Annotated in this window: 26 protein-coding genes; 12 read left to right on the forward strand and 14 right to left on the reverse strand. The window is 55.3% G+C overall.

Annotated elements, in window-relative coordinates; translation table 11 throughout:
• Positions 1–319: 319 nt before the first annotated feature.
• Complete coding sequence (locus ACOOFE_RS23645; protein ID WP_420412314.1) at positions 320–1,612, forward strand: Hsp70 family protein; 1,293 nt, start codon at positions 320–322, stop codon at positions 1,610–1,612.
• Between the two features lie 192 nt (positions 1,613–1,804).
• Here ACOOFE_RS23645 and ACOOFE_RS23650 read toward each other — a convergent pair whose 3' ends face one another.
• Both ACOOFE_RS23650 and ACOOFE_RS23655 read right to left on the reverse strand, forming a co-directional pair.
• Positions 1,805–3,211: a PepSY-associated TM helix domain-containing protein gene (locus tag ACOOFE_RS23650; protein WP_420412315.1), complete on the reverse strand. Its 1,407-nt coding sequence runs from the start codon at positions 3,209–3,211 to the stop codon at positions 1,805–1,807.
• A gap of 76 nt (positions 3,212–3,287) precedes the next feature.
• Positions 3,288–3,587 (reverse strand): hypothetical protein, encoded by a 300-nt coding sequence (locus tag ACOOFE_RS23655; protein WP_420412316.1) that lies wholly within the window; start codon positions 3,585–3,587, stop codon positions 3,288–3,290.
• 478 nt (positions 3,588–4,065) lie between these two features.
• Here ACOOFE_RS23655 and ACOOFE_RS23660 point away from each other — a divergent pair, with 478 nt between their 5' ends.
• Genes ACOOFE_RS23660 through cobM form a run of 7 tightly spaced genes read left to right on the forward strand, consistent with a single transcriptional unit; the run spans position 4,066 to position 9,735 of the window.
• Positions 4,066–4,308, forward strand: a complete 243-nt coding sequence (locus ACOOFE_RS23660) for a DUF6732 family protein (RefSeq protein WP_420412317.1) — start codon at positions 4,066–4,068, stop codon at positions 4,306–4,308.
• 21 nt (positions 4,309–4,329) lie between these two features.
• Positions 4,330–4,986, forward strand: coding sequence for a precorrin-8X methylmutase (locus ACOOFE_RS23665; RefSeq protein WP_420412318.1), 657 nt, complete (start codon positions 4,330–4,332; stop codon positions 4,984–4,986).
• A 1-nt stretch (position 4,987) separates the two neighbouring features.
• Positions 4,988–5,233, forward strand: coding sequence for a hypothetical protein (locus ACOOFE_RS23670; RefSeq protein ID WP_420412319.1), 246 nt, complete (start codon positions 4,988–4,990; stop codon positions 5,231–5,233).
• Positions 5,230–6,429 (forward strand): precorrin-6y C5,15-methyltransferase (decarboxylating) subunit CbiE, encoded by a 1,200-nt coding sequence (gene cbiE / locus ACOOFE_RS23675; RefSeq protein ID WP_420412320.1) that lies wholly within the window; start codon positions 5,230–5,232, stop codon positions 6,427–6,429. Before ACOOFE_RS23670 ends, cbiE begins: the two co-directional genes overlap by 4 nt.
• Complete coding sequence (gene cobI / locus ACOOFE_RS23680; RefSeq protein ID WP_420412321.1) at positions 6,426–7,151, forward strand: precorrin-2 C(20)-methyltransferase; 726 nt, start codon at positions 6,426–6,428, stop codon at positions 7,149–7,151. The genes cbiE and cobI overlap by 4 nt, the downstream gene beginning before the upstream one ends.
• Positions 7,121–8,965 (forward strand): precorrin-3B C(17)-methyltransferase, encoded by a 1,845-nt coding sequence (gene cobJ / locus ACOOFE_RS23685; RefSeq protein WP_420412322.1) that lies wholly within the window; start codon positions 7,121–7,123, stop codon positions 8,963–8,965. The genes cobI and cobJ overlap by 31 nt, the downstream gene beginning before the upstream one ends.
• Positions 8,962–9,735 (forward strand): precorrin-4 C(11)-methyltransferase, encoded by a 774-nt coding sequence (gene cobM / locus ACOOFE_RS23690; protein ID WP_420412323.1) that lies wholly within the window; start codon positions 8,962–8,964, stop codon positions 9,733–9,735. The genes cobJ and cobM overlap by 4 nt, the downstream gene beginning before the upstream one ends.
• A gap of 50 nt (positions 9,736–9,785) precedes the next feature.
• Here cobM and ACOOFE_RS23695 read toward each other — a convergent pair whose 3' ends face one another.
• Complete coding sequence (locus ACOOFE_RS23695) at positions 9,786–11,114, reverse strand: cobyrinate a,c-diamide synthase (RefSeq protein WP_420412324.1); 1,329 nt, start codon at positions 11,112–11,114, stop codon at positions 9,786–9,788.
• A gap of 7 nt (positions 11,115–11,121) precedes the next feature.
• Positions 11,122–11,988 (reverse strand): uroporphyrinogen-III C-methyltransferase, encoded by an 867-nt coding sequence (gene cobA, locus ACOOFE_RS23700; protein WP_420412325.1) that lies wholly within the window; start codon positions 11,986–11,988, stop codon positions 11,122–11,124.
• A gap of 120 nt (positions 11,989–12,108) precedes the next feature.
• On the opposite strand from cobA, the gene ACOOFE_RS23705 reads away from it, so the two are divergent.
• The 3 genes from ACOOFE_RS23705 (at position 12,109) to ACOOFE_RS23715 (ending at position 15,520) form a co-directional block, all read left to right on the forward strand.
• On the forward strand, positions 12,109–13,203 hold the full coding sequence (locus ACOOFE_RS23705; protein ID WP_420412326.1) for a cobalt-precorrin-5B (C(1))-methyltransferase: 1,095 nt from the start codon (positions 12,109–12,111) through the stop codon (positions 13,201–13,203).
• Positions 13,193–13,948, forward strand: a complete 756-nt coding sequence (locus ACOOFE_RS23710) for a cobalt-precorrin-6A reductase (protein WP_420412327.1) — start codon at positions 13,193–13,195, stop codon at positions 13,946–13,948. The genes ACOOFE_RS23705 and ACOOFE_RS23710 overlap by 11 nt, the downstream gene beginning before the upstream one ends.
• A 495-nt stretch (positions 13,949–14,443) precedes the next feature.
• Complete coding sequence (locus ACOOFE_RS23715; RefSeq protein WP_420412328.1) at positions 14,444–15,520, forward strand: glycoside hydrolase family 5 protein; 1,077 nt, start codon at positions 14,444–14,446, stop codon at positions 15,518–15,520.
• 134 nt (positions 15,521–15,654) lie between these two features.
• Here ACOOFE_RS23715 and ACOOFE_RS23720 read toward each other — a convergent pair whose 3' ends face one another.
• The 4 genes from ACOOFE_RS23720 to ACOOFE_RS23735 are packed head-to-tail and all read right to left on the reverse strand — an operon-like array spanning position 15,655 to position 18,988.
• Positions 15,655–16,479, reverse strand: coding sequence for a class I SAM-dependent methyltransferase (locus ACOOFE_RS23720; protein WP_420412329.1), 825 nt, complete (start codon positions 16,477–16,479; stop codon positions 15,655–15,657).
• A complete protein-coding gene (locus tag ACOOFE_RS23725) occupies positions 16,476–17,534 on the reverse strand; it encodes a glycosyltransferase family 4 protein (RefSeq protein WP_420412330.1) in 1,059 nt (352 codons plus the stop codon). The genes ACOOFE_RS23720 and ACOOFE_RS23725 overlap by 4 nt, the downstream gene beginning before the upstream one ends.
• 1 nt (position 17,535) lies before the next feature.
• Entirely contained in the window at positions 17,536–17,934 is a 399-nt protein-coding gene (locus ACOOFE_RS23730; protein ID WP_420412331.1) for a 6-pyruvoyl trahydropterin synthase family protein, read from the reverse strand.
• A 19-nt stretch (positions 17,935–17,953) separates the two neighbouring features.
• Positions 17,954–18,988: a zinc-dependent alcohol dehydrogenase gene (locus tag ACOOFE_RS23735; RefSeq protein WP_420412332.1), complete on the reverse strand. Its 1,035-nt coding sequence runs from the start codon at positions 18,986–18,988 to the stop codon at positions 17,954–17,956.
• Positions 18,989–19,085: 97 nt separating this feature from the next.
• Between ACOOFE_RS23735 and mdoH the strand changes: the two genes are divergently transcribed.
• Positions 19,086–20,918 (forward strand): glucans biosynthesis glucosyltransferase MdoH, encoded by a 1,833-nt coding sequence (gene mdoH, locus ACOOFE_RS23740; RefSeq protein ID WP_420412333.1) that lies wholly within the window; start codon positions 19,086–19,088, stop codon positions 20,916–20,918.
• 337 nt (positions 20,919–21,255) lie between these two features.
• Here the strand turns inward: mdoH and ptsN are convergent, their stop codons facing one another.
• The 6 genes from ptsN to lptC all read right to left on the reverse strand — a co-directional run bounded on the left by ptsN (position 21,256) and on the right by lptC (position 26,437).
• Positions 21,256–21,723 carry a PTS IIA-like nitrogen regulatory protein PtsN gene (ptsN, locus tag ACOOFE_RS23745; protein WP_420412334.1) on the reverse strand — a complete coding sequence of 156 codons (468 nt, stop codon included), beginning with the start codon at positions 21,721–21,723 and terminating at the stop codon, positions 21,256–21,258.
• 67 nt (positions 21,724–21,790) lie between these two features.
• On the reverse strand, positions 21,791–22,378 hold the full coding sequence (gene hpf / locus ACOOFE_RS23750; RefSeq protein ID WP_141183725.1) for a ribosome hibernation-promoting factor, HPF/YfiA family: 588 nt from the start codon (positions 22,376–22,378) through the stop codon (positions 21,791–21,793).
• 300 nt (positions 22,379–22,678) lie between these two features.
• Positions 22,679–24,241 carry an RNA polymerase factor sigma-54 gene (gene rpoN, locus ACOOFE_RS23755; RefSeq protein ID WP_420412335.1) on the reverse strand — a complete coding sequence of 521 codons (1,563 nt, stop codon included), beginning with the start codon at positions 24,239–24,241 and terminating at the stop codon, positions 22,679–22,681.
• 82 nt (positions 24,242–24,323) lie between these two features.
• Positions 24,324–25,106, reverse strand: coding sequence for an LPS export ABC transporter ATP-binding protein (lptB, locus tag ACOOFE_RS23760; RefSeq protein ID WP_141183727.1), 783 nt, complete (start codon positions 25,104–25,106; stop codon positions 24,324–24,326).
• Positions 25,107–25,202: 96 nt separating this feature from the next.
• Positions 25,203–25,793, reverse strand: coding sequence for an LptA/OstA family protein (locus ACOOFE_RS23765; protein WP_420412336.1), 591 nt, complete (start codon positions 25,791–25,793; stop codon positions 25,203–25,205).
• Positions 25,790–26,437, reverse strand: a complete 648-nt coding sequence (gene lptC / locus ACOOFE_RS23770; protein WP_420415631.1) for an LPS export ABC transporter periplasmic protein LptC — start codon at positions 26,435–26,437, stop codon at positions 25,790–25,792. The genes ACOOFE_RS23765 and lptC overlap by 4 nt, the downstream gene beginning before the upstream one ends.
• Positions 26,438–26,464: the final 27 nt, after the last annotated feature.

The raw sequence follows: 26,464 nt of genomic DNA on the forward strand, positions 1-26,464 counted from the left end.
TGATTCCACACAATTTCCACTTGATACATCAAATTCTCCCGACTTTTGCACCTCACCACTCCGATGTTTCAGAAGTCCAGTTGGCATCTGCGCATTAATCCAGCGCTTGTTAAATACAAGAACACTTCAATACTTCCGTTACAGAGAAGCCATGAGGCCAATCATCACTGAGATACCGGTATTGCCCCATCTCCAATCCCTTGCTTTTTCTCCAAAACAGGCGTAATCGCCTCGGCTCCTTTCAATGAACCAGACATCGTTTGACTGACCCTGCCATGCGGTGCCGGACGTTGAGCTGTTGCGGAACAAAGGCACCGGCATGAAACACACCATCGGGCTCGACTTTGGAACTTCCAACACCGTTGCGATGGCCGCAACTGGCGCAAGCTCTGCCACGGCTGTCGACTTCTGCCGTGACGAAGACACTGTGGCGTCCCTGCCCTCTGTTCTCAGCTTTTTGGACAAGGGCGCCGCCAAAGCACCGCACCCCGAAGTCGGTCCCTGGGCTATCCGTCAGTTCTTAGAAAGCTTTGGTGATGTCCGCTTTATCCAGTCCCTGAAAACCTTCGCTGCAAGTTCAGCGTTTAAAGGGACCGGATTTTTTGGTGTTCCTTTCGATTTTGAAAGCCTGATGGCAACATTTCTTGCGTCCGCTTTTGAACGCGCCAATCCGCAAATCGATCCCGCCGCAACCAAGCTTGTAGTCGGCCGTCCGGTTGAGTTCGCGGGCCACAACCCCGATGAAGCACTCGCAATGGCCCGTTACCGGACCGCCTTCCGCAAGCTTGGCTATGAAGACGTTTTGTTCGTCATGGAGCCAGTCGGGGCTGCGTTTTCTTATGCTCAATCGCTTAAACAGGACACCACCATTCTGGTGGCAGATCTTGGCGGTGGCACCACCGATTATTCCCTCATGCGGTTTGAAACGGCTGCCGGCCACATGCAGGCACACCCGCTTGGGCGCGGCGGAATTGGCATTGCTGGAGACACGTTCGACTACCGGATCATCGATCAGGTCGTACTGCCGAAACTCGGCAAAGGGTCACAATACAAAAGCATGGGTAAAACCCTCGATATTCCGCCAAACCTTTTTTCAAATTTTGCCCGCTGGCACATGCTGTCGATCTTCAAGACGTCAGACGATTTCAAGGAAATGAAAAAGCTGCTGCGCTGGTGCTTGGAGCCGGAGAAGATCGAGCTCTTCATTGAACTGGTCGAAGAAGACCAGGGGTATCCGCTTTACAAATCCGTTTCCGAGACCAAGGCCCGCCTGTCATCCGAAGACGCGGCCGAATTGGTGTTTGCCCCCCTCGGAGCTAATTTCAAGGCCATAGTTGCCCGCACGGATTTTGAGGACTGGATCGCCTCGGATCTAGCAAAGATGAACCGGGCGCTTGATGACACACTTGAACGCGCCAATCTGGCGGAAACGGAAATCGACCGCGTGTTCATGACGGGCGGAACATCCTTTGTACCAGCCGTCCGCAAGATGTTTGCTGACCGGTTCGGGCAAGACCGGATTTCAGGCGGCAACGAATTAACATCCGTTGCCAACGGTCTCGCTTTGATCGGTGCCCGTGAGGATGCGGCAGAATGGGCGATCGCAGCTTAGATTTCAGCCATACTCTAAAAGGCCGATCTTCGCCATCAGGTCCGGCTACGGTTTCCTGACGCGCATCGTTGGGCTCAACCGGCATCAGACTTACTGGCAAGCCTGTCAAATTTATCGTTGCCCATCTGATGCGAACTGTCCTTGAGAGAGCGCACTCGGCCTCGCAAGAGGCGAGGCCGAGTGCGCTGATCATCAACCGATTGCTTTACGCAAGACCGGGATACGTTTGACCAGCAGATAGTCAAGCGCCAGAACGCTAAGCAATGTGATGCCGACCAGCGGAAATGCCAACGACAAGAACAGCATGAGGATCATGGCTCCACGCCAATGCGGAAGATCCTCCGGCGTTTTCGGTGCAACAATCCGCAAGGCTGCACCTTTGGGTCTGCGGATCCACCACATCACGACGCCACTGATGCACAGGAAAATCACCGACAAGCAGGCAATCGTGTTGAGGATCAGGTTCCACAGTCCAACCAATCCCATATGAAGCGGGATACCGACTGCCATAGCCTTCGCTGCCAGCGAATAATCGGCGAACCCCACCGAAGCCAAAATCTTGCCGGTAAATTGATCCACATGAACCGTTCGATCTGAGAACGGATCTTCGGCGTCGGAACTCATCGTATCCTGGTTGATGGTCCAAACACCTGCCGTGCCTTTGGGATAGGCAATCCGGTAACGGGCATTGAACCCGATGGCTGCTGCTAGGTTCGAAATGCTATCAATGTTGACGGGCGCCTCGTCCACCGTTCCGGTCACACCTTGATTTGAACCAGAGGCCGGCATAGGCGTTTGTTCCAATGCCCAAGGGACATCCGAGGCAGCGTCGTGGTTCATGGATGCGTGGGTGTCATCTGACAGCGGAACATTGTTCCACTTTTCGGCCGGAAACGTGTTCCAGGCTTGCATCAGCTTGCTGCCCCAGATCCCGGTCCAGGCCATCCCTGTGATCAGGAACAACAGTAATATGGCAGACAACCAGATCCCGATGCTGGAGTGAAGCGACCGCCAGAGTGCCCGGCCCTTCTGACGCACATCAGGAAACAGCACTTTGGAAACGCCACCACCACGCGGCCACCAGAGATAAATCCCGGTTACGATCAGAACAATCGACAGGCCAGCTGCAATTTCGAGCAAACGGTCACCCGTGACGCCCAACAACAAATCGCTGTGAATGCTGTCGGCAAAGTCGTACCAGCCTTGCCGGCGCACCCAAGTTTCAACGACGTCTCCGGTGTACGGATTGACTGCTACCATGGTCTGGCCGGTTTCGCCTTGAAGCCTGAAAACCGAAACGCTTTCAGCGCCCCGGCCCTTCAGCCACTCAATAACCTGGCTGCCTGGTATTTGAGCGGCGGCGGCCGACGCCTGGTCCGATACGCTCAGCACCTCGGCGTTTGCTGGGACCGGTACAGTTATCTTTTCTCCGTCGCGGCCATCGAACAGGCCGATATACATCATCATCATGCCGGTAACCGCCAAGATGATCAGGAACGGCACCACAAAGATGCCGGCGTAGAAATGCCAGCGCCAAGCTGCCAAATAGAAATGCGATTGGGATGGCGTGCTGTCCGCCGCCTGTGTGTTTTGTGTCATGAGTGTTCTCGCAAAGGCCGCAGCACAAACCTGTGGTTTGTCGGCCAGTTATTAAGTTCAAAAGGATGGATTGGACTTATGCGAGAAAAGGCGGAGCACGGGCCCCAAGACGGCTTGTGATTTTGCGCCGGATCTGCTGGGCCGTGCTGACCGGCCAGGGGAGAATTGCAGGAACACCGAACTCTCTACCGCTTGCAATATCCGGCGCAACGATATCAGAACCGAAAAAGCTGAAAACACAGTGGTTACTTGTAGACGTGTCTTCGTTTTGATCTGTGGGAACCTCTTGACCGGTCTCATCAAAAACAACGGTCCGAAGTCCGTCCGTGGTACAGATCGTAACGGTAAACCAGCCATCACCGGTCGAAGCCGGCATGACACCTTTTGGTAGAGCCGAGACAAGCAGAAACGGCAGAAGAAGGAACGCTCCTATCCTCTGCCGTAGCTGCTTTTTTGTCCGTCCGATAAATTGCACCGGCCTGAGCCCCTCAACTCTCTACGTACAACCCCCTATATGGTTTGGTCCGCAGTGTAAATTGTTGCTTGGTCGAAGAGTGTTCGCTCTAGAAATCATTGTGGACGGCTGCATGACGCCAGTGGCTCAATTCTTGTCGGATTGATGCTTGATCCGGCAAAGGTGCTCCCCTAAGGTGCCGCCACCTGACGGCGTCCTGACAGGGACTGAAAGCGATTCTGGATGCGGCTGACCCAGTCCGGGGGCCAAGGCCGGAGCTGTTAAAGGCAAGTGACCCGAGCGCGGTTGACAGACCGCGCCGAAGAGATCTGTCTTTCTTTCTCCCTTTCGCAACTTGCCGTATTTGTTCGCCGAAACGGCATTAAGATAAGGGAAGACCATGACCACCAGGATCGTCCTGTCCGGACTGCTCACCATATCCGCACCTACCGCTGCTTTTGCGCATGCAGGCCATATCGGTGAACTTGCGGGTCATGCCCATTGGGTCGGTATTGCAGCTCTTGCTGGCGCCGCCGCGATTGCCGGTGTAGCAGCATGGGCAGGCCGTAAAACCGATCAAGCCGACGGCGAGGAAGAAGCCGCAGATCAGGATCACGGCGAAACAGCTGAAGAAGCTGTCTGACAGAATAACTGAGTAGTTTTCGTGCCGACCACCGAGAAGCCACACTATGCCTATGAGACGGAGCCTGCGGAGATTTACCGCCAGTCCTTCTCCATAGTGCGGCAAGAAGCTGATTTGTCTCATCTGCCGGAGATGCTGCATCCAGTGGCTATCCGCCTGATTCATTCCTGCGGCATGACCGACCTGCCACAGGACCTGGTCTGGTCCGAAGATGTCTTGAGTGCAGCTCAATCCGCCTTCGCAAAAGGGGCGCCGGTTTTCTGCGATGTTGAGATGGTGGCGCACGGCATCATCAAAAACCGGCTGCCTGAAGCCTCCAAGGTTGTTTGCACCTTGAACGATCCATCTGTTCCGGATCTGGCAGCAAACTTCAGCACCACCAGGTCAGCCGCCGCGGTTGAGTTGTGGCGCGATCAGCTGGAAGGCGCCATCGTCGCGATTGGCAATGCGCCAACAGCGCTGTTTCATCTTCTGGAGATGGTTGCTGCAGGAGGACCAAAACCGGCTGTAGTCTTGGGGTTTCCGGTGGGTTTTGTGGGCGCAGCGGAATCCAAGGATGCGCTTGCTGAAAATCCATTCGGCATTCCGTTTTTGGCAATCAAGGGCCGCCGCGGCGGATCAGCCATGGCTGCTGCTGCTGTCAATGCGCTGGCCGCCGGGCTGCCGGAGGAGGCCTGAGATGAAACGCTTGGTTTCGAAAAGGGGGCTGAAATCCGTCCCGGCTGAAAAGCCACTGCGCTCACGCGGCTTTCTATCTCAACCAGGTGGCCAACAACCCGGAGCAGACAACGGCACAGAATGCACGGAAGCCGGCAAACCCAACAAGTCCCGCGGACAACGGCAACCGATTGTGACCGGGACCGGAACACCCGAAACCTTGGCCACCAAAGCATCAATCCGGCGATACAAGCTGGAGGACAAATGACTACCTCCTGGCTGACTTTGATCGGGCTTGGCGAGGATGGATCATTTTCGACAGCCGCCCACACCACACTTGAGACTGCGGACATCATCTATGGTAGCGCGCGGCATTTTGAGCTCGTGCCGGCGCTTTCAGGCGAAAAACGCTTGTGGCCGTCGCCGTTTTCCAAGGTATTTGATGATCTGGCGGAACTGAAAGGCCGGTCCGTCGCCGTACTCGCAACCGGCGATCCGCAGTGGTATGGCATCGGTTCAAGCTTGGCGCGGTATTTTCCTTCAGAAGAAATGGCGGTCTTTCCAGCCCCGTCCGCGTTTCAGCTTGCGGCCGCGCGGCTTGGCTGGGCAGTTCAGGAGACGGAGTGCCTCTCCATCCATGGCCGCCCTGTCGACCTGCTGCGTGCACAGCTTTATCCAGGCGCCCGGTTTCTGGTTCTAACCAGCAACGGCAAAGCACCAACCCAAGTCGCCAAAATCCTCACCGAAGAAGGCTATTCCAAAAGCAGACTGACGGTTCTTGAGCATCTTGGCGGCAACAAAGAACGCACCGCATCCGGAACTGCAGCCGCTTGGACGGGCGACGTTGCTGATTTTCACACGCTTGCTGTTGAAGTGATCGCCGATCCGGGTACCAAGGTCCGTTCCCGTGTCCCTGGTCTTGCCGACGACTTTTTCCGTCATGACGGCAAAATGACAAAACAAGAAGTCCGTGCGGTCACGTTGGCCGCCCTCAAGCCCTATCCCGGTGCCCTTCTTTGGGATGTTGGGGCAGGTTGCGGCTCGGTTGCCATTGAATGGTTGCGCGCGGCAAACCGGACACAGGCGATTGCGCTGGAACCCCATGCCGACCGCCGCCAGATGGCCGCGGAAAATGCGGTAGCCCTCGGCGTCCCGCATCTGGACCTTCGCGATGCAAATGCGCCGGATGGGTTGCGGCAACTTCCAGAACCCGATGCGATTTTTATCGGCGGTGGCCTGACAGCCGATGGCATGATCGAAACGTGCCTTGAAGCTTTAAGGACTGGTGGCACGCTGGTTGCCAATGCTGTGACCCTGGAAAGCGAAGCAGTTCTTTTGGATGCTTACCGGCAGCACGGCGGCGATCTAAAACGTCTGTCCGTCCAGCGCGCGAGCGCGGTTGGCGGCCTCACCGGCTGGCGTCCGGCCATGCCGGTGACTCAATGGAGTATTACAAAAACATGAGCGGCAAGCTCTTTGGCATTGGACTTGGCCCGGGCGATCCGGAGCTGATGACCATGAAGGCGCACCGGTTGATCTCCTCAGCCAAGGTGATCGCCTATCCGGCTCCCGACACAGGCGAGAGTTTTGCCCGGTCGATCGCAGCAGCGGCAATCCCTGAAGGAACTCGGGAAATCCCGATTGTTGTGCCTATGCGCGTGGATCGGTTCCCGGCACAAGAAATCTATGATCGGGCCGCAAAAGAAATTGGCGCAGTCCTTGAGGCCGGCGACGATGTCGTCGTGTTGTGTGAAGGCGACCCGTTTTTCTTCGGCTCCTTCATGTATCTGTTCGAGCGCCTGTCGGGCCGTTTTGACTGCGAAGTGGTGCCCGGCGTTACCTCCATGACAACTTGCGCAGCTCAATTGATGCGGCCGCTAACATCGCGCAACGATGTGCTGACAGTCATTCCGGGCCCGCTACCCGATGTCGATATCCGTGCCAAAATCAACGAAGCGCAGGCGATCGCCATCATGAAAGTTGGCCGGCACTTGGCGCGTTTGAAGGCACTCCTTGACGACATGGGTCTTTTGGAACGAGCCGGGTACGTCGAACGGGCCAGCCTGCCGGAACAAAAGGTTCACCGCCTGATTGACCTCAATGCGGAAACCGCCCCCTATTTCTCTATGATCCTCATTTACAAGGGAGACGAAGCGTGGACGCTTCCCCCATCCTTCTCGTCCTGAACCAGGCTGGTCTCGACACCGCCGAGGACATCGCCAAACGGTTTTCGACCGCACGCATCCACGGACTAGCCGGTCGTGTGCCGACAGCCGATACTCAGTTCAATGAAACCATTGAACACCTTCAGATGCTGTTTAAGGCAGGCCATCCGATCATTGGATTTTGTGCCAGCGGCATTTTGATCCGGGCGCTGGCGCCGGTCTTGTCGGACAAGCGCAACGAGCCGCCTGTGGTCGCTGTGTCCGAAGACGGGTCCAGCATTGTCCCGCTTCTCGGCGGCCATCGCGGCGCTAACGAATTGGCCCGTCTACTCGCAAAAGGCCTTGGCGGGCATGCCGCGATTACAACGGCTGGAGACACCGCACTCGGTATAGCGCTGGATGCTCCGCCAAAAGGCTGGAAACTCGCAAATCCGGACGATGCAAAACCGGTGATGGCCGAACTCCTCTCCGGTGCGGCCGTTCAAATTCTTGGTCAGGCAGACTGGCTGAAACAGGACAAGCTGACGATTTCGGAAGATGCGGATCTCACTTTGCTCGCGACCGATGAGCCGGTAGATGGCTCACCAACACGGCTGGTATATCACCCGCAGCGCTATGTCGTTGGGGTCGGCTGTGCCCGCGGCTGCGCTCCCCAGGAACTGATCGATCTCGTTGATACACATCTGGCGATCCACAGCATTGCCAAGGGCGCAATTGCCTGCGTTGCGACCATTGACTTAAAGGCCGACGAAGCGGCCATGAATGCTCTCGCTGCCCATCTCGGAGCGCCGCTCCGGCTTTTCTCGGCAGAACAGCTGGAACTGGAAACACCGCGGCTGAAAAACCCGTCGGAAGTTGTCTATTCGGAAGTCCGTTGCCACGGAGTTGCTGAAGGCGCCTCCCTTGCTGCCGTTGGCCCTGACGGCCGCCTGGCGGTCGAAAAACAAAAGACCGCCAATGCCACCTGCGCCATCACCCGCGCGCTCGAGCCAATCGACGCGCAAACCGTCGGCCGGCCGCGTGGTCATCTGTCAGTTATTGGCATTGGCCCTGGCAAAGACGACTGGCGAACACCTCAGGCAACCAAGCTTCTGGCTGAGGCAACGGATGTAGTCGGCTATTCGCTCTATCTGGATATAGTGTCCGCCCACATCACCGGCAAAACACACCATAACTTTCCACTTGGTGCGGAAGAAGATCGCGTGCGCTTTGCACTGGAAGAAGCCGGCAAAGGCAAGAACGTTGCGCTGATTTCATCCGGAGATGCCGGCATCTACGCCATGGGTGCGCTTGTCTATGAATTGCTGGATCGAGACACTGATAATGGCGGGGTATCTGATGCGGCCAAACGCGTCAGCGTCACCAACGCGCCGGGAATATCGGCTTTGCAAGCCTGTTCAGCTCAGATCGGAGCGCCGCTTGGCCATGATTTCTGTGCGATTTCCCTTTCTGATCTCCTGACACCGTGGGACTCCATTGAAAAACGGCTGAACGCAGCGGCGGAAGGCGATTTTGTCATCGCCTTTTATAATCCCGTCTCGAAGCGCCGCCGGACGCAGTTGACGGCGGCCAAGGAAATTCTTCTAAAGCACCGTCCGGCCGACACGCCGGTGGTGCTCGGTGTCAATCTTGGCCGCCCGGAAGAGACCTTGCGCGTGCTCACATTGTCAGAGCTTGAGGTTGATGATGTCGACATGCTGACCACCGTTATGGTCGGCTCGTCCAATTCCAAAGCGGTAACACGCGGCGACGGCAAACCTTTTGTCTACACACCGCGCGGCTACGCCAAACGCATCGACGCCCCCAAAGGCCAAAAAACGGAAAACAGCAAATGACCGTACACTTCATTGGCGCCGGTCCCGGCGATCCGGATCTGATCACCGTTCGCGGTTTGAAGCTGATCCAATCCTGTCCGGTCTGCCTTTATGCCGGCTCCCTGGTGCCGGAGCAGATCGTTGCGGCCGCTCCGGAAGACGCGCGAGTGATCGACACCGCCCCGATGACCCTTGATGAGATCATCGCGGAAATCGAGACCGCTCATGCAAACGGCCAAGACGTCGCCCGCGTTCACTCCGGAGATCCGTCGATCTATGGTGCCACCGCCGAACAAATGCGCCGCCTGGATGCGCTCGGTATTGACTATGACATCACGCCCGGTGTTCCGGCGTTTGCTGCCGCAGCTGCTGCTCTAAAAACCGAACTGACAGTTCCGGAAGTTGCACAGACCATCATTGTCACCCGCACGGCCATGCAGTCCTCGGCCATGCCAAACAATGAGGACCTCGATACGCTCGGCAAAAGTGGAGCAACGTTGGCCATTCACTTGTCGATCCGGAACTTGCGTGAAGTCGAACGGCAATTGACTCCACACTACGGTGCTGACTGCCCAGTTATCGTGGCTTACCGTGTCGGCTGGCCGGATGAATCCTTCATTCACGGTACGCTCTCAACCATCGCGGAAAAGGTCCGGGCTTCCAAAATCACCCGCACCGCACTGATCTTTGTTGGTCACGCCTTGAAACCAGGCGAGGACTTCCGCGAGAGCGCCCTTTATGACGCAGATCATGTCCATGTTTTAAGGCCGAAGAAAAAAGCGAAGGGTTAAACCTGAGCGCTTCGAATACAGGCAAGATTGCAGCTGGGAGCCTATTGTTTTCAGCTGCGATCTATCTGGGTCGCCGGGTCGAGGGCAATGATATGCGCGAAAGACCCCATGACATTCCCGGTGCGCAACCCCATGTCGGCTAGGTCCTGGCCTTCAGCATCCTTGGCTGCAAAGAGCCGGTCGGCATCACCTTCGCAGACTATGCTGGCGTAGTGAAATTCATGTGCCGACAACGGCGAATCCCAAGGAACGCCAGCGAACGACTGCAAACAACGGTACCCTAAATGCCGTTTGCGCGTCTGAAAGCTTGTCTCAAGCGGCAACAAGCCCAGCATCTCGTGGCATTGGCCGTTTGCATCGATCAAGCCGTCGCCAAGCACCATATAGCCGCCACATTCCCCATAGATCAGAGCGTTTTTGTCAGCGGCAAACCGTAATCCGGACTTAAACACCTGAGCATTTGCCAACCGGTCCGCATGTAGCTCAGGATACCCACCCGGCAGATAGACGGCGTCAACGCCGGGATCAGGCCCCTCATCTGCCAACGGCGAAAAGAAGGAGATCTCCGCGCCCCTCCGGCGCCAGTGGTCCAGCAAATGCACATAAGAAAACGCAAAGGCAACATCCTTTGCAACGGCGATCCGCTGGCCAAGAGGAGTTGGAAGTTGAACGTTTGATGACTTCTGAGCGGGGACAATGTCCCCGGCCAGACCCATCACTGCAGTCAGATCCACATTCTTGGAACAGATGTCTGCGGCCGTCTCAAGAAACGCTTCCAACCCGGCATGTTCAACCGCCTGGACAAGACCGAGATGGCGTTCGGGCAATACCAGTTCTTCCGTTCGCGGCAATGCCCCAAGGATCTCGATATCGAGACCAGCCAAGGCTTTGCGCAACATCTGTTCGTGCCGCGCACTGCCCACCCGGTTCAAAATGACACCCCTGACCGAGATATCGGACCGGAAGGTTTGAAACCCGCGAACAAGCGCTGCCACCGACTGGGCCTGTTTTGCGCAATCGACCACCAGAATGACAGGCACATTCAGACAATTTGCAAGATCGGCCGCCGATCCCACACTGTTCGCTGCGCCGTCAAAAAGCCCCATCGCTCCTTCGGCAATCAACAAGTCATGACCGCTGGCATGTCCTTTTGCCAAAGCTTGAAGCGATCGGACCTCCATCGCCCAAGCGTCCAGATTGATGCTGGGACGGCCGCTTGCTGCTTCATGGAATTTGGGATCGATATAGTCCGGTCCGGATTTTGCCGAGACCACAGATTGTCCGGCGTTCTTCAAAGCCCGTAGCAGCGCGAGCGTCACTGTCGTTTTACCAGCGCCGGATGACGGTGCCGCGATCAACAGGCCTTTTGTGTTTGGCAAAGGCTGTTCAACCGGCATCGGACTGACGGGACTTGGAGCGCAGTCCGAGCGGATCGGATTGAAGAACCTTGCCAGACATGGCTCCGAGCCAATCGAGACCGGACCTGAGCCGCACCACCTCACCAACACAAACGATAGCCGGGGGGTTTAGTCCTGCTTCGGCGACATCCTGAGCGCATCTGCCCAGCGTTGTTTCAAGAACGTCTTGGGTATCCAAAGATCCGTTGCACACGATACCCACAGGCTCATCCACAGACCGTCCTCCGGCAATCAGTTTGCCGGCAATCGTTTCCAGGTGTTTCATCGCCATATACATGACGATGACTTGCGATCCCTTGGCAATTCCGTCCCAGTTGATTGCATCCGGAGCAAGGCCCAGCTGATCGTGGCCGGTCAGGAAGGTGACCGCCTGATTGCAATCTCTGTGCGTGGCTGGAATACCGGCATAGGCAAGGCCGCCGATCCCCGCCGTTATGCCCGGTATAATCCGGAACGGAACCCCCGCTTCAACCAAACCAAGCGCTTCTTCACCGCCCCGGCCAAACACAAAGGGATCGCCACCTTTCAGGCGCAGAACCCGTTTTCCGGCCCGAGCGTACTCAATGAGTTTGAGGGTAATGTCGCGTTGATTGGGGCTCGGTTTTCCGCCGCGTTTGCCCGCATAATCGAGCACAGCGTCTTGTTTCGCCCATTCGAGGATGCTCTTGTCTACAAGTGCATCATAAACAACCACATCAGCCTGGCGCAGCCCGTTGACCGCATGCAGCGTCAAAAGGCCTGGATCGCCCGGCCCCGCGCCGGCAAGCCAGACCCATCCGGCTTCGAATTTGGGCAAAGACTGAGCGGACAAGGTCATTTGGGGATCATCGTGCATTACTTCTGTTTATCGTTTTGCCCTGCGAGCGCCAAGCCTTTCCCGGTATAAAGCTATGCGAAAGCGACATTTCATTTCTTGCGCTACGCACCTTGTGCAAAGTTCAGGTATAGAACATCCATGAACGAACCTGAGGGAAAAGAACTGCGGCGGGGCTGGACCACAGGCGCCTGTGCTACCGCGGCCGCAAAAGCGGCCTATCAAGCACTTCTGACGGGACGTTTTCCGGAGATCGTCGAGATCACTTTGCCTCGGAGCGGTACTGCCGATTTTGTTCTGACCCACCATGGTCTTTTGCAAGGTGAAGCCTTTGCCACGGTAACAAAGGATGCCGGTGACGATCCCGATGTTACTCACGGCGCGGAGATCACATCGACAGTGCGCCTCATGCCGAAGGGCGCCGGGATCTCTTTCAAGGCCGGACAAGGGGTCGGCACAGTAACCCGCCCCGGTCTGCCGATTCCCCCTGGCGAACCGGCCATCAACCCGGTCCCCCGTCAGATGCTGCAAACCGCGATCAACGAGATCAGCAGTACCTTTGATGGTTCTGGCGACGTCGAAATCAAAGTGTCGATCAAGGGCGGCGAACAGCTTGCACTAAAGACCATGAACCCGCGTCTTGGCATCGTCGGTGGACTGTCCGTTCTCGGAACAACTGGCATCGTACGGCCCTTCTCTTGCGCCGCCTGGATTGCATCGATCCACCGCGGCATTGATGTTGCCCGGGCAACCGGTCTGGACCATGTGGTCGGGGCAACGGGCGCAATGTCCGAAAAAGCTGTTCAAGGCCGCTATCAGCTTGAGGACGGTGCCTATCTGGACATGGGTGATTTTGCCGGTGGACTGTTGAAGTATCTCAGAAGCCATCCGGTTCCAAAGCTGACAATGGCGGGCGGCTTTGCCAAATTCACCAAGCTCGCCCAAGGGGCCCTGGATTTGCACTCCGCCCGCAGTTCGGTCGACTTTGAATTTCTTCAAGGCCTTTTGGCCGAGGCGGGAGCGACTTCCAGCCTGATTGAGCGTACGGACAAAGCAAACACGGCCAAGGAAGTTCTGGATTTTTCAGCAGACAGCGGCATTGACCTGAGCCCTTATCTGGCGCGGCGGGCCAAACAGGCCATCAAGACCATCTTGCGGGACGCCCCCATCTCAGTCGAAGTCTTTATTGTCGACCGGCAGGGCAACGTTCTCGGAGAGTGCGGTTTTGACGACTGACAATCCGCACATCCTCCTGCTTGCCGGAACTCATGAAGCCCGGCTTTTGGCCAAGCAATTGCCGGAACGCTTTCCCGGTGTACGCCTGACCGCTTCTTTTGCAGGTGTTGTCAAAGACTTGCCTGAGCTTGGCATCACAACGCGGGTGGGTGGATTTGGCGGCACCGAAGGGCTGGCGGCCTTTGTTAGAGCTGAAAATGTTTCGGCAATTGTGGATGCCACCCATCCCTTTGCGGCGCAAATGAGCCGGAATGCCTCCGACGTAGCAAACCAGCTTGGCGTGCCCTTGATCCGGCTTGAGCGGCCGGCTTGGTTCGCCGGTCCCGGTGACCAATGGCAAGCCGTTTCAACAATTGAGGAAGCGGCGATAGCACTTCCTGCCGGTGCCCGGGCCTTTCTTGCTGTCGGGCGCAAGGAAGTGTCGGCGTTCTATCATCGCACCGACATTTATGGTTTGGCGCGCATGATTGAACCGCCCGAAAACCCTCTGCCGGATGGCTGGTCCTTACTTTTATCGCGCCCACCACAGGACGCTGACGAGGAGGTTGTGCTCTTCGAACATCATAACATCAGTCATGTGGTGACGAAAAACAGCGGCGGGACACGCGCCTTTGCTAAGATAAAAGCCGCCCGGCGCCTTCAGCTGCCGGTCATCATCATTGAACGGCCCAAGTTACCCAACGCGGAAACGGTAGCAGGTGTTCCGGAGACGCTGGATAGATTGGCGAACTTCGTCGACAACTGATTTCTCAACTACCAAATTTTGGTCGAAGAATTTGATAGAGAAATCTTGGCCCGCCAAGGACATAACGGCCAATAAGGCGCCGCGGTTCCCTCAGTTACCGATAGAGCCATAAAGCTCAGATATCCGCTTTTCATTCAGCGCAGACACCGGTGCTGAGCAAACTAGGCTACTTAAGTTTGCTTGAGCGGATCGTGTATTACTTTACGGATTCTTGCGCCGGATTTAGCTCTGCAAAGTATCCTGGCTTCCGTCTTATCTAGTCTTAAAAGGTAAAGTCATTTTGGTCATATTGCCATGTCACATGAAAGAATTTGCTATCAAAAATTCAGACTTCATACTCGAGTTCCACGCCATCTCATATTAACCTAACTCCTGATTAGGGCTCAGGATTACTCCCTGCGGCAGTTTTCCTCTTGCGCAAGTCCGCTAGTCCTTCTTTTATGATTGTAGCTTCTAATAGGCTCTACTTGTTCAAGTGTCTTTACAGGCCATTGTATGATCAATCGTTTTGCGAACTATCCAAAGACAATTCAAAACATCATCTTTGCAGCATTGTTCTTGGTAATGCCTCTGTTTCTTTCTGATGCTTCGGCTAAAGAGCGTATTTGCCTTAGAGGCGTCAACATCGCAGGCGCCGAATTCGGCGGTTATGAAGGCGAATACGGCAAGGCGTATATCTATCCCTCAGATGCCACGTTGGCATGGGCGGCCTCAAAAAAGATGACGGCTATTCGGCTTCCCTTTCGTTGGGAGCGGCTCCAGCCCGAGCTTTTTGGCCCATTTGATCAAGCGGAATTGTCCCGATTACATGATACCGTCTCACGCGCCACAGAATTAGGATTATCTGTTGTCCTAGACCCGCACAATTTTGCCGAATACCGGGGTGTCAAACTGGGCAGGGGTGACTTCACCACCGGTGCGTTCGCTGATTTCTGGCAGAAACTCGCACCTGAGTTTTCGGACGACACCCATGTCATTTATCTCTTGATGAACGAGCCAGAAGGTGTCACGGCCGCCACCTGGTTTGAAGCGGCTCAGGCGGCGATAAATGCTATAAGGCGTACAGGTGCAGACAATCTAATCCTAGTGCCGGGAACAATCTGGACCGGGGCATCTCACTGGTTCGAGGGTCAACCGGGCGGCTCAAATGCTGAACTGTTCAAAGACATTTCAGATCCGATGGACAATTTCGCCTTCGAAATCCATCAGTATCTCGACGCCGATTTTTCCGGAACAAACGCGACTTGTCCGCGCACCGGTGACGCCATTTCTGCTTTAAAAGCCGTGACCGATTGGATGCGCCTTCATGGATTTCAGGGATATCTTGGTGAATTTGGCGGTACAAGTTTGCCAGATTGCCTAGAAGGGATTTCGGAAGTGGCCGCATTCATCAACGAAGAGGACGATATCTGGCTTGGTTGGGCGGCTTGGGCCGCCGGTGACTGGTGGGGCAATTATCCCTTGTCGCTTCAACCCAACAATGGCGTCGATAAACCACAGATGGACGTGCTTGAAGCCCATATTCCAACAACGAATGGCACGGCACCCGTGTGCGGGACTCCCGCCAACTAAGGTTTGACCCTGCCGGCATCACGGTGCTCAGGCTGATTACCCAAATTCACGGTCGCAGAGGTATCGAAACTCGGTCACCACGATCCCGCGAATAAATACGCATAGCCAGAAACAGGCTATCTGCACGTCTTCCTCTAGAGGTCGTTTTTGTTGTTGCCTTGCAACTTTGGCAGTGCGACAAAGTCCAAATGCCCGACCATCATGGACAGTCTTTTTTCGGCAATTTGCTGGCTCCGGAACTCCAGCCATCTATCCACCTTTGCTGGATCGAGGCCTTGTTTGCAGCCAACACGAGCCCAGCCGGACAGAAACTCTTTCAAGAAATTAGCGGCACCGGGCTCAATCTGCCAATCGGAAGCACCGTCTTGCACAAAATACCCCTTCGCGGTGAAGAGGTCGATTGCGCGCCGAGCTGCCTGCGGGCCGAGCGCCGGACCAAATCCCTTGTCGGTTTGCTGGTCTATGTTCAAGGCTTCCCGCAGTGACACATCCAAGGGGTCAGCTGGTTCAAACGTTGCCCGGCCATCGTAAGTGAGACTGGCTAGAAAGGGCTTTCCAGCGCTGGTCACAGCATCGACCAAACGTTGCAAAAAGTCCTCAGAAGCCAAATCCAAAAAAGCTGATGTGGTTACGGCATCGACTTCGGAAAGCGGAAGGCGATCCAACCCTTCGGCCAAATCTGCCTCCACAGTTGCGAGATTGGCAGGCGTTTTATCATACCTGCGCGAGGCAGCAATGGTCAGAAGTTCAGCGTCATAATCTGCCAAGGTCCAGCTGATGGCCGGAGTATCCGGTCGTGATAAGGCGGCAACCGTGGATCCGGCACCGCTTGCCAAATCGAGGACCTTCAATTCACGATCCGGAAGAGCAGCAAAGAATGCGTCTTCGACCTGTTTGTTGCGAGAGGCAAGATCCAAAGGTTCCCGCAGAGCCAGCCACTCAGCTGAAAACCCACTCATGACCGCACCTTTTCAACGACAGTTTCAAATACGGTCACCGCATCCCCCCAAGTTGGCAAGGACTGGGCCGCAACCTGCGCCTCTTGAGCCAGTTTCTGCCGCGCCCCTGGATCTGTGAGCAGCCGCTCTAAGGCGGCCTTAAGCGCCGGCACATCCTCAACACCACAATAGAGCGCACCGCCGTCGGAAAGTGTGTCTACGACGGCCCCCGCACCACTTCCGATCACAGGCAGGCCATGTGCAATTGCCTCGGTGTACGCCATTCCGTAGCCCTCATAACGGCTGGCGAGCACGAACACATCTGCCGCCTGATAAAAGTCAGACAACCGATCGTAGGGAACAGCTCCATGGAAGGTTAGACGGTCAGCCAGCCGCAGATCATCTGCCTGTGCATTGAGCGCTCGGACACACTCCGGATCAGCTTCGAGGCCACCGATGATATCGAGATGCCAATCATGCTCTTTAAGGCCAGCTAAGGCGGAAAACAGAAGATCGTAGCCCTTACGCTGTGTCACCGTGCCAATGGACAGCAACCGCACCGTTTTAGACGGCGCGCGATCTTTTGCCTTTGGCCGCTCGGTTCCAGGAAGCGCCACGCTGATTTTCTCGGACGGAACGTCAAACAGGTCTTTCAGCTGATCGGCAGTGGCCGGGCTCGTAACGATTATATGCCGGGCTTGGCTCAAGGCAGAGGCTTCACTGGCGTGCAGGTTTTGCACCTCGTCCTCCGACAGGCCATTTTCCTTACACAACGGATGGTGGACCAACGCCAAGATGGTCAATTTTTCTGCGAGCCGTTGCGCAACATCACCCAATACACCAAAGGCAAGTCCGTCGATGATCACCACACTTCTGGTGGGCAACGACGCTAAAGAGCCCTCGGCATACTGGAGCGTTTTTTCGTTCGGGAAAGGAAACCCAGAACCAAGTGAAATGGGATGAACATCCCAGCCATTTGAATTGAGGCCCGCAAGGATTTGGCGGTCATACCCATAACCGCCGGTCAAAGTGTTGAGATCACCAGGATAAGCAAAATAGAACACCGGCAGGACCATTCTAAACCTTGGCCTCGTACCAGGCCCGGGCAACATGGGATTCTGAAATCGTGATGCGGATCGATGTCAGCTCATCGCCTTTACGGCCAAGCCGGCCCTGCCGGGCCGCTTCCGCCAAATGATCATGCACATGTTTGGTCAAAAACTCTGTGGTCGTGTTGATCCCTTTGAATTGAGGCAGATCGTCCAGGTTTTTGTAGTTCAGCGGTTCCAGAACTTCCTTTAGCGCCTCATGAGCCCGGCCAATGTCGATCACCACTCCGTTTTCATCCAGAGCTTCGGCGAGGAATGCCGCATCAACCACAAATGTCGCGCCATGAAGTGCCTGGGCCGGGCCAAACAAGTCTCCCTTGAACGAGTGAGCAATCATCACATGATCGCGAACTTCAACTGCAAACATTCCTGTAATCCTGAATTTATTAAGTCTGGCCAGACGAGGCTGGCGCCTCAGCCGGTTGGTCATAAACGATGAGCGCCGCCAAGACATCTGACGCCTTGTTCAACACTTCGGGAAGTCTTACTGGGGTGTCCTCGAACGGAACCCGGTGGCTGATCAACTGATCTAGCCGGGGATCTTCGAGAAGAGACAAAGCTGTTTGCAACCGCCGACGATACGTCCACCGTGCTTGCCGTTCGGGTGGAATGGTTCCCACTTGACTGGAGATCAGTCTGATCCGGCGGCTGTGAAAGTCTGCCCCGAGCGGCACTTCAACCGCCTGATCGCCATACCAACTCATTTCTACGACGCTGGCGCCATTGCCCGCACAGGACAGCGCAGTGGTTAGACCAGCAGCCGTCGCACTGGTGTGAAACACAATATCTTGATCAAGAGGGACATTGTCTGGATGGCAAAACTGCAATCCCAATTCGCCAGCAATCTGCGCGCGTGCAGGATTTACATCGACCAGTGTCACAGTTGATCCAGGAAGCTGTCCGCATACGTAAGCGGTCAAAAGCCCGACAACGCCGCCGCCAACCACGCAGATGTGATCCCCAGGTGATGGTTTTCCATCCCATAAAGCATTGAGTGCCGTTTCCATATTGGCCGCGAGCACGGCCTTATGAGGCGGAACCGACGCGGGTACGGGAACACAAGCATCGGATGGGAGAGTGAAAAGATTTTGATGCGGATAAAGCGAAAAAACGGTCTGACCAATAAGATCGGCATCGCCGCCGATCACCTCGCCGACGCTGGCGTAACCGTACTTGACGGGGAATGGAAAGTCGCCCTCCTGAAAAGGTGCGCGCATGCGCTGCCATTCGCTTTCCGGAACAGCGCCACGGAAAATAAGCCCTTCAGTACCCCGGCTGACGCAGCTGTAAAACGTTTTGACGAGAACATGGCCCGGCTGCAAATCCGGGATACGTACATCCTTCAAAGCAACAGTTTCAGAGCCCATGTACCAGAGCGCTCGGGCTGCGCATCCGTTTGTAGCCGTCGCGCTACTCACCATTCACCAAGGTCTCCGAATTCTGTCACGTTTTTGCCACGACCCCATCATACCGCTAAGGCCACTATTGCTATGTTTGCGAGGATTGGAAGCCCCAAATATGCTGCAAGCCATTGATAAAATCACTTCATTTCAGGGTAACAAGACATTGACCGTCCGCCGGATCATCTTTTCATTGTTGTTAGCGACAAGCTTCCTTGCTTTGGCCGCGCTGATGTTTGTGACCTTATCGCCGGGTGGTAATTCGGCACTTGATCTGTTCATTTTCGCCTGCTTTTTGATCACACTGCCCTGGACCATCATCGGTTTTTGGAACGCTGTGATCGGGCTCATCATCATGCGGATGGCGAAAGACCCGATAGCTACGGTCTGCCCGATTGCCAAGGCGGACCCAGAAGCTCCGGTCACCACTTCCACAGCCCTGCTGTCCTGTATCCGAGATGAAGACGTCGACGCTTTGGAGACCAATCTCAACGCCATGGCCAGCAATCTTGTTCGGGCCCGGGAAAACCAGAACTTCACGCTCTACGTGCTGAGTGACACATCTCAGGAAGACATTGCACGCCAAGAAAAACACATGGTGGCACGGCTCTCAGACCGGCTCGCCGGTCACATGGACGTTGTCTACCGGCGGAGAGCCGTGAACACTGGCTTCAAAGCCGGTAATATAGAAGACTTCTGCAAGACTTGGGGCAGCCAGCACGATTATGCCATTGTTTTGGATGCAGACAGTTATATGTCCGTTGACGCGCTCACCGGCCTGGTCCGGCGAATGGATGCCAATCCCCAGGTCGGAATCCTGCAAAGCCTCGTAGTCGGTCTTCCAACAGACAGTGCTTTCGCCCGTATCTTTCAGTTTGGTATGCGCCTCGGGATGCGCTCTTACACGATTGGCAGCGCATGGTGGCAAGGGGATTGCGGACCTTATTGGGGGCACAATGCGATCCTGCGCCTAAAGCCTTTCACTGAACATTGCCGGCTGCCGCAACTGCCTGGCAAAGGTCCGCTGAGCGGCCCAATCCTGTCACACGATCAGGTAGAAGCGGTGTTGATGCGCCGGGCGGGATATGAAGTCCGTGTGCTGCCGTTGGAGACAGGCAGCTATGAGGCCAACCCACCCCATCTCCTGGAGTTCATCCGCCGGGATCTACGCTGGTGCCAGGGCAATCTGCAATACCGCCGCTTGCTGGGCCTGAAGGGTTTGAAGCCAGTTAGCCGGGCACAACTGGTGTTGGCGATCTTGATGTTCTTGGGCTCACCTGCCTGGATCGGTTTCATGGTTGGCGCTGCGACACTAGGCATGACCACGGATTATGCACCCTATCGTGCTGATACAGGCGCCGCGTTGTTTTTCAGCGTTCTTACAATGGTTTTTGCACCAAAGCTGGCCACGGTAGCAGATATTCTTGCGCGAGCGGATTTGCGCAAAGCCTTCGGCGGTTCCTTTAGGATCCTGCTCAGTGTCGCGACCGAAATTCTGTACTCAGCCATGCTCGCACCAATAATGGCGGTAGCCCACACCATCTTCATGGGCGGGTTAGCAGTCGGCAAGTCGATTGGCTGGGGAGCCCAAGCAAGAGACGTTGCAAGGTTGCCGGTTGTTCTGGTTCTCCAGAAACTTTGGCCTCAAACACTCTTTGGATTGGCCGGTTTGTTTTGGCTTGCCCATCAGCCTTTAGATCTTGTTTGGCCCGTAATCCCGGTGGCTATCGGTCCGCTGCTGGCAACTGTCCTTGCGGTAGCAACATCCACCGCGACACTGGGGAGCTTGGCTATCCGCTCGACCCTTTGGCGCATTCCGGAAGAAACGGCCCCGCCCGCAGAGTTGCTTGATCTCCACTTGCCTTCTCTTCGAAAAGGCACGATCGCGCCCACTCAGCCGCAAGAGATATCTGCTGGTCAATCAGAACCGGAACCGGCGGAAGCGGGCTGAGGGTCAAAACGCCCTACACCCTCGTCCATATTGCGAGGGTGGTTGTTTTAGAGCCTGTCGCACCTAATTGGATCCATTTGATGCTGAAAAACGGCTCCTTCGGCTAGGCGCGTTCGCGAAACGCGATCTGGTTGATCGGGTGAGCGGCGCAACGCTGCCGATGGGCCGTTTTTCAGCACCCTTCCGTATAAAAAGGCAAAGAATAAGGGCCGGACATATTTGCTCACTTGCGTCGTTGTTTTGCGCTTATGGTGATCACACCATTGCACGCAAACCGCCTAGCCAGAGATCAAATGAAGCCAATTAGGTGCGGCAAGCTCTATTCTACAAAGAGAAGCTAAGCCGCGTTAGAGGATGCAATCGGCTGGATGAGAAGGTCGTAGATGCCGTCGGCATCCGGTGCCGACCGGATTCCTTCTGTTACGACTGAATCGCGCAGCTGGCGTGCAATGCGGGCCAGCGCCTTCAAATGGTCCGCTCCAGCGCCTTCAGGCGCGAGCAGGAGAAAAACAAGATCGACTGGTTCTTCGTCGAGTGCATCAAAGTCGACAGGCCTGTCCAACTTGGCAAAAACACCGACCAAACGTTCCAAACGCGTCAGCTTACCATGCGGAATCGCGATGCCATGACCGACGCCAGTCGACCCTAGGCGCTCCCGCTGCAGCAGCGTATCGAAGATTTCCCGCTCTGAAAGACCAGTCAGTTCCGCGGCTTTGGCCGCCAGTTCTTGAATCGCCTGCTTTTTGCTTTTGGCTTTCAATCTGGCGATAACCGCGTCTTTGCTCAGAAGATCACTAAGATCCATTCCTTCGCCTATTCGTTTTGGGCGCCGGCTTCCCGCTTTCAGGAAGCCGGACCCTTGCGCATGAGTGTTATTCGGCGGCTGCGTTTACCACCAGTGCCGGGTCTATCCACCCTATATTGCCATCTGCGCGGCGGTAGACAACGTTAACACCACCATTTGCCGCATTCTTAAACATGACAACGGGCGCTTCCGTCAAATCAAGTTCCATCACTGCCATACCGACAGTCATGGTTTTCACCTTCGCAGACGTTTCTGCAATGACGAGCGGATTGAAATCCGCCGGTACTTCCTCGTCCTCGTCCGGAGACGCCAGAACAGAGTAAGCCGCTTCGACCGCCTCGCGGCCATTGCCATTGTGGCTATGATGATCCTTCAGTTTGCGTTTGTAACGCCGCAGGCGTTTTTCGATCTTGTCAGCAGCCAGATCAAAACTGTTGCGCGGATCTTGGTCCTGCGCGGACACCTGCAATACGATTCCTGTATTCAGATGCACGGTACACTCGGATTTAAAACCCGTGCCCTCCCTGCTGAGCGTTACGTGGCCAGTGAAACCGCCCGTAAAATACTTCGAAAGGGCGTCTTCGATTCGGTCGGTGATATGGACACGCAGTGCGTCGCCTACATCAACATTTTTACCCGAAATCCGCAAAGCCATGGGGACCTCTTCTTCTTCTCTTGACCGACAGGTCACCGGCGTTTCTGCCGGTGGGGAAACGAGAAACGTTTCACGCCTACACAATGGACCAGTCAGCGCTAAAGTGCCATCCCCTCATTGTCACAAGGGCGGTCCTATAATTGGCGCCTGCATGAGAGTCAATTGTCTCATCAAAAGGGAAACAATCCGATAAATCGGATCGAGCAATCGAACTGAAATTTCAAAAAACGCGCGGAAACTCTACATTTCTTCCGGGTTTCGTTACGAATTCACAAGCAAGCCTCGACAGTTATGCGACGCTTACAGCTTTGCGTTCTTCTCCCGACGCCGCTGAACAGATGAGCCGATTTTCATAGCTTCTCTGTATTTTGCGACCGTTCGCCGCGCAATATCCACTCCCTCTCCCTTCAAAACCTTAACGATGGTGTCATCGGATAAAATGGCTTTGGGGTCTTCGGCGTCAATCATTTGCTTGATTTTGTGGCGCACGGACTCAGCAGAATGTGCGTCTCCACCAACTGTTGCGGCAATTGCAGAGGAGAAGAAATACTTCAGCTCAAATATACCTCTGGGAGTCGCCATATATTTGTTCGACGTCACCCGGCTGACAGTCGATTCGTGCATTTCAATGGCTTCCGCGATGATTTTGAGATTGAGCGGACGCAGATGTTCGATTCCGTGGGTCAGAAATCCGTCCTGCTGGCGGACTATCTCTGTAGAGACTTTCAGTATCGTTTTGGCGCGCTGGTCCAGGCTCTTGGCCAGCCAGTTCGCTGTTTGAAGCGATTCAGTTAAATACTCTTTTTCAGTTTCATCGCGAGCGGTTTTCACCACTCTGGCATAGTAAGTCTGGTTCACCAGCACTTTCGGCAATGTATCTGAGTTGAGCTCGACGTTCCACGTTCCATCGCTGGCAGGCCGAACGAACACATCGGGCACCATCGGCTGAACAAGGGCGCCACCAAACACCGATCCTGGCTTTGGATCGAGCGCCCGGATCTCCTGGACCATTTCCACGAGATCTTCATCATCCACACCGCACAGTTTTTTCAATGCGGCAAGATCCCGTTTGGCAAGCAACTCGATATTCGCGATCAAGGCTTCCATCGCCGGATCGTAGCGGTTCTTCTCAATGAGCTGCAGTTTCAAGCATTCCGCGAGGTTCCGGGCAAATACCCCAGCCGGTTCAAATGTCTGCAAGACAGCTAGCACGCTTTCAACTCGAACCAAATCAACGCCCAACTGCTCAGCTGCCTCGGCAAGATCCAGATACAGATATCCATTTTCATCGAGTGAATTGATCAGATGGCCCGCGATCAGCTTGTCGGCTTCACTGGCAAAGGCCAGATTCATCTGCTCTTCCAGCGAAGTTACGAGAGACTCCTCATCCGCAACAAAGGCTTCCAGATTATAGTCTTCCGAAGCCGCGCTAGAGCTTGCGTTCTTGTAGCTGTCACCGCCTTTCAATTGTGCAGGATCCGGTGATGCTGGAACGCCGGGTTCGTCCGGAAACACATTGCCGAGATCAGTGTCCATCCGCGAGGCAATAGCTTCTGCACCCGTTTCCAGATCGCTCTGCATCCAGTCGCCCGTTCCCGGCTCACCGTCAGCTGTGGCCATGACCTCCTGCGCATCTGCCCGATCACCTGCCGGAGCTTCTGCTTGTGTATTGACATCGGACGGCGAGTTTTCTGCCGGGTCGGCTTCGCCTTTTTCTAGGAGCGGATTGCGCTCAAGTTCGGCCTCCACATAAGACACCAGATCGAGATTGGACATTTGCAGCAGCTTGATCGCCTGCATCAACTGCGGCGTCATGATCAGCGACTGGCTTTGTCGCATCTCCAATTTGGTTGAAATAGCCATTAATGTCCCAGGCGCTCGTCAGATTCTCTTGGTCTGTTTCTTGCTTGTTACCACAAGATACAAACTTGCACGCGCCTTGTCATCAAAGGGTAAACTGCTCACCAAGATAAAGCCGCCGGACGTCCGGGTTGGCCACGATATCTTGTGGCAGCCCTTCGGTCAGCACTTCGCCGGCTGCAATAATATAGGCCCGGTCAATCAACCCAAGGGTTTCTCGGACATTGTGGTCCGTGATCAGAACGCCGATCCCCCGCTTGGTCAGATGGCGCACCAGCTGCTGAATATCGCCAACTGCAATCGGATCAATGCCGGCAAACGGCTCGTCGAGCAGCATAAACGATGGCCTGCTCGCTAGAGCCCGCGCGATCTCTACACGCCGCCGCTCACCACCAGACAACGCAATACTTGGCGACTTACGCAGATGGGTCAGTCCGAATTCGGCAAGCAGAGAATCCAGATCCTCTCGACGCCTTTTCCGGTTCGGTTCGATAACCTCAAGGACCGCGCGGATGTTTTCTTCCACCGTCAGCCCGCGAAAAATGGAGGCTTCCTGGGGCAGGTAACCGATGCCGAGTCGGGCGCGCCGATACATCGGCATGCGCGTGATATCAAACCCTTCCAGATAGATCTTGCCCTGATCAGGCCGGATCAGACCGGTGATCATATAGAAAGTCGTGGTCTTGCCGGCCCCGTTCGGTCCTAGCAAACCAACGGCTTCACCCGGCCGGACCATCAAACCTACATGTTTGACAACCTGACGCCGCCCATAAGTCTTGCCGATCCCTTCGACAACAAGCGCATTCGACAAATCTTCGGCAGGTTGCTCATAGCCTGAGTAACCTTGCTGAAATTCCTGATTGTCCATTGGAGGCCGATTCACTGATGCGCTGTCCGTCAAGTCTGTCGTCGAAACACAGATAATGTATTGATTGTTTGTTTCCTAGCAGAACTTCTGCATAGGCTATTGCTGCGCACTTGGAACGGAATTCGGCAAAATCCGAACCTTCACCCGGCCAGACCCGCCGCCCTGGTTTGCGGTGGCCGGTGCAGGAGCTGCCTTCAGGTTTGCTTGTCCAGTCTTCAGGTTGACCGTCAAACGGTTGCCAACAACCACATTGGCGCCTTGGCTCAAAACAACTTCCCGGCCAGTCATCACCATGACTTCACGCTTCATATCGAAATTCGCGGCATCGCCGGTCGCGGTTTGATCTTTTGAAGAGATATGAACACCGCCAGCTGCTTCCAGCCGGGAAATTTCCTGCTGGGCGGTGGCCGGCTGTGAGCCACTGTTGCCGCCGCCATCGTAAAACACTTTCAGGCGCGCGGTCTCAAGCCGGGTATCGCCCTGGACAACAACAACGTTGCCGATAAAAGTCGCAACCTTGGTTTTGTCTTCCACTTGCAATTCGTTGGATTCGATCTCGATAGGCTCTCCGTTGCTGGAGCCAAATCCGGCAAAAGAGTCGGAAAATGTCTGAGCCAGAGCAGGCGCGCCAACCAACAACAGCGCCGAAAACACGATCAGGCTGCCTTTTAAGACCGGTTTCATCATTGCTTATTGTCCTCGGTCTCCGGATATAGAGTGATTTTTACGCCCTCTTTGAACACTACGATCCCTCTATCCTTGTCGTAATCAATCTTGCCAGCGGCCAACCGGCCTTTGTCAGATGTGATCGTAATGGGTTGATCTGAAGACATGGCCCCCGTCTTCAAATCCACTTCAACCTTGTCGACTTCAACACTATAACCTTGGCTCCATTCCAGCTGCACCCCCTCATAAAGGCGCAAGGATTCAGCAGCATTATTATAAATGCCCTTCAGTGACAGTATCTTGGCGCCTTCATCAGGCCCAAGAACTATATCGGCCTGTATTTGTTCCAAATCTATTATTCGGGGATCAGTCAGCCGTTGCACCGCCTTGCGTGCCGTCACCTGATAGGAGCGGTCACCATCATGGCCGGAAAGCTTTGGATGATCCATTACGATCCCGTCGCTGGTCAGAACAAGGTTAGCGGCACCAAAAGAGCCGAGCACATTAAAAAGAACCACCGCCCCGATCATCCCGACCAGGATTAATAGACCGATCGCCGGAAACAAAAACCGCAACGTCCGCACGAGCACGCTGTGCCGGCGTGCCGAGCGTTGCACACGGCTTTCCATGTCACGAGGAATCAACCCTCCGAACTCTTGGCTCACAGTGCTCAAAAGCAGCTCCGAAAATCC

The organism is Roseibium sp. (assembly GCF_965216085.1).
Classification (GTDB): Bacteria; Pseudomonadota; Alphaproteobacteria; order Rhizobiales; family Stappiaceae; genus Roseibium.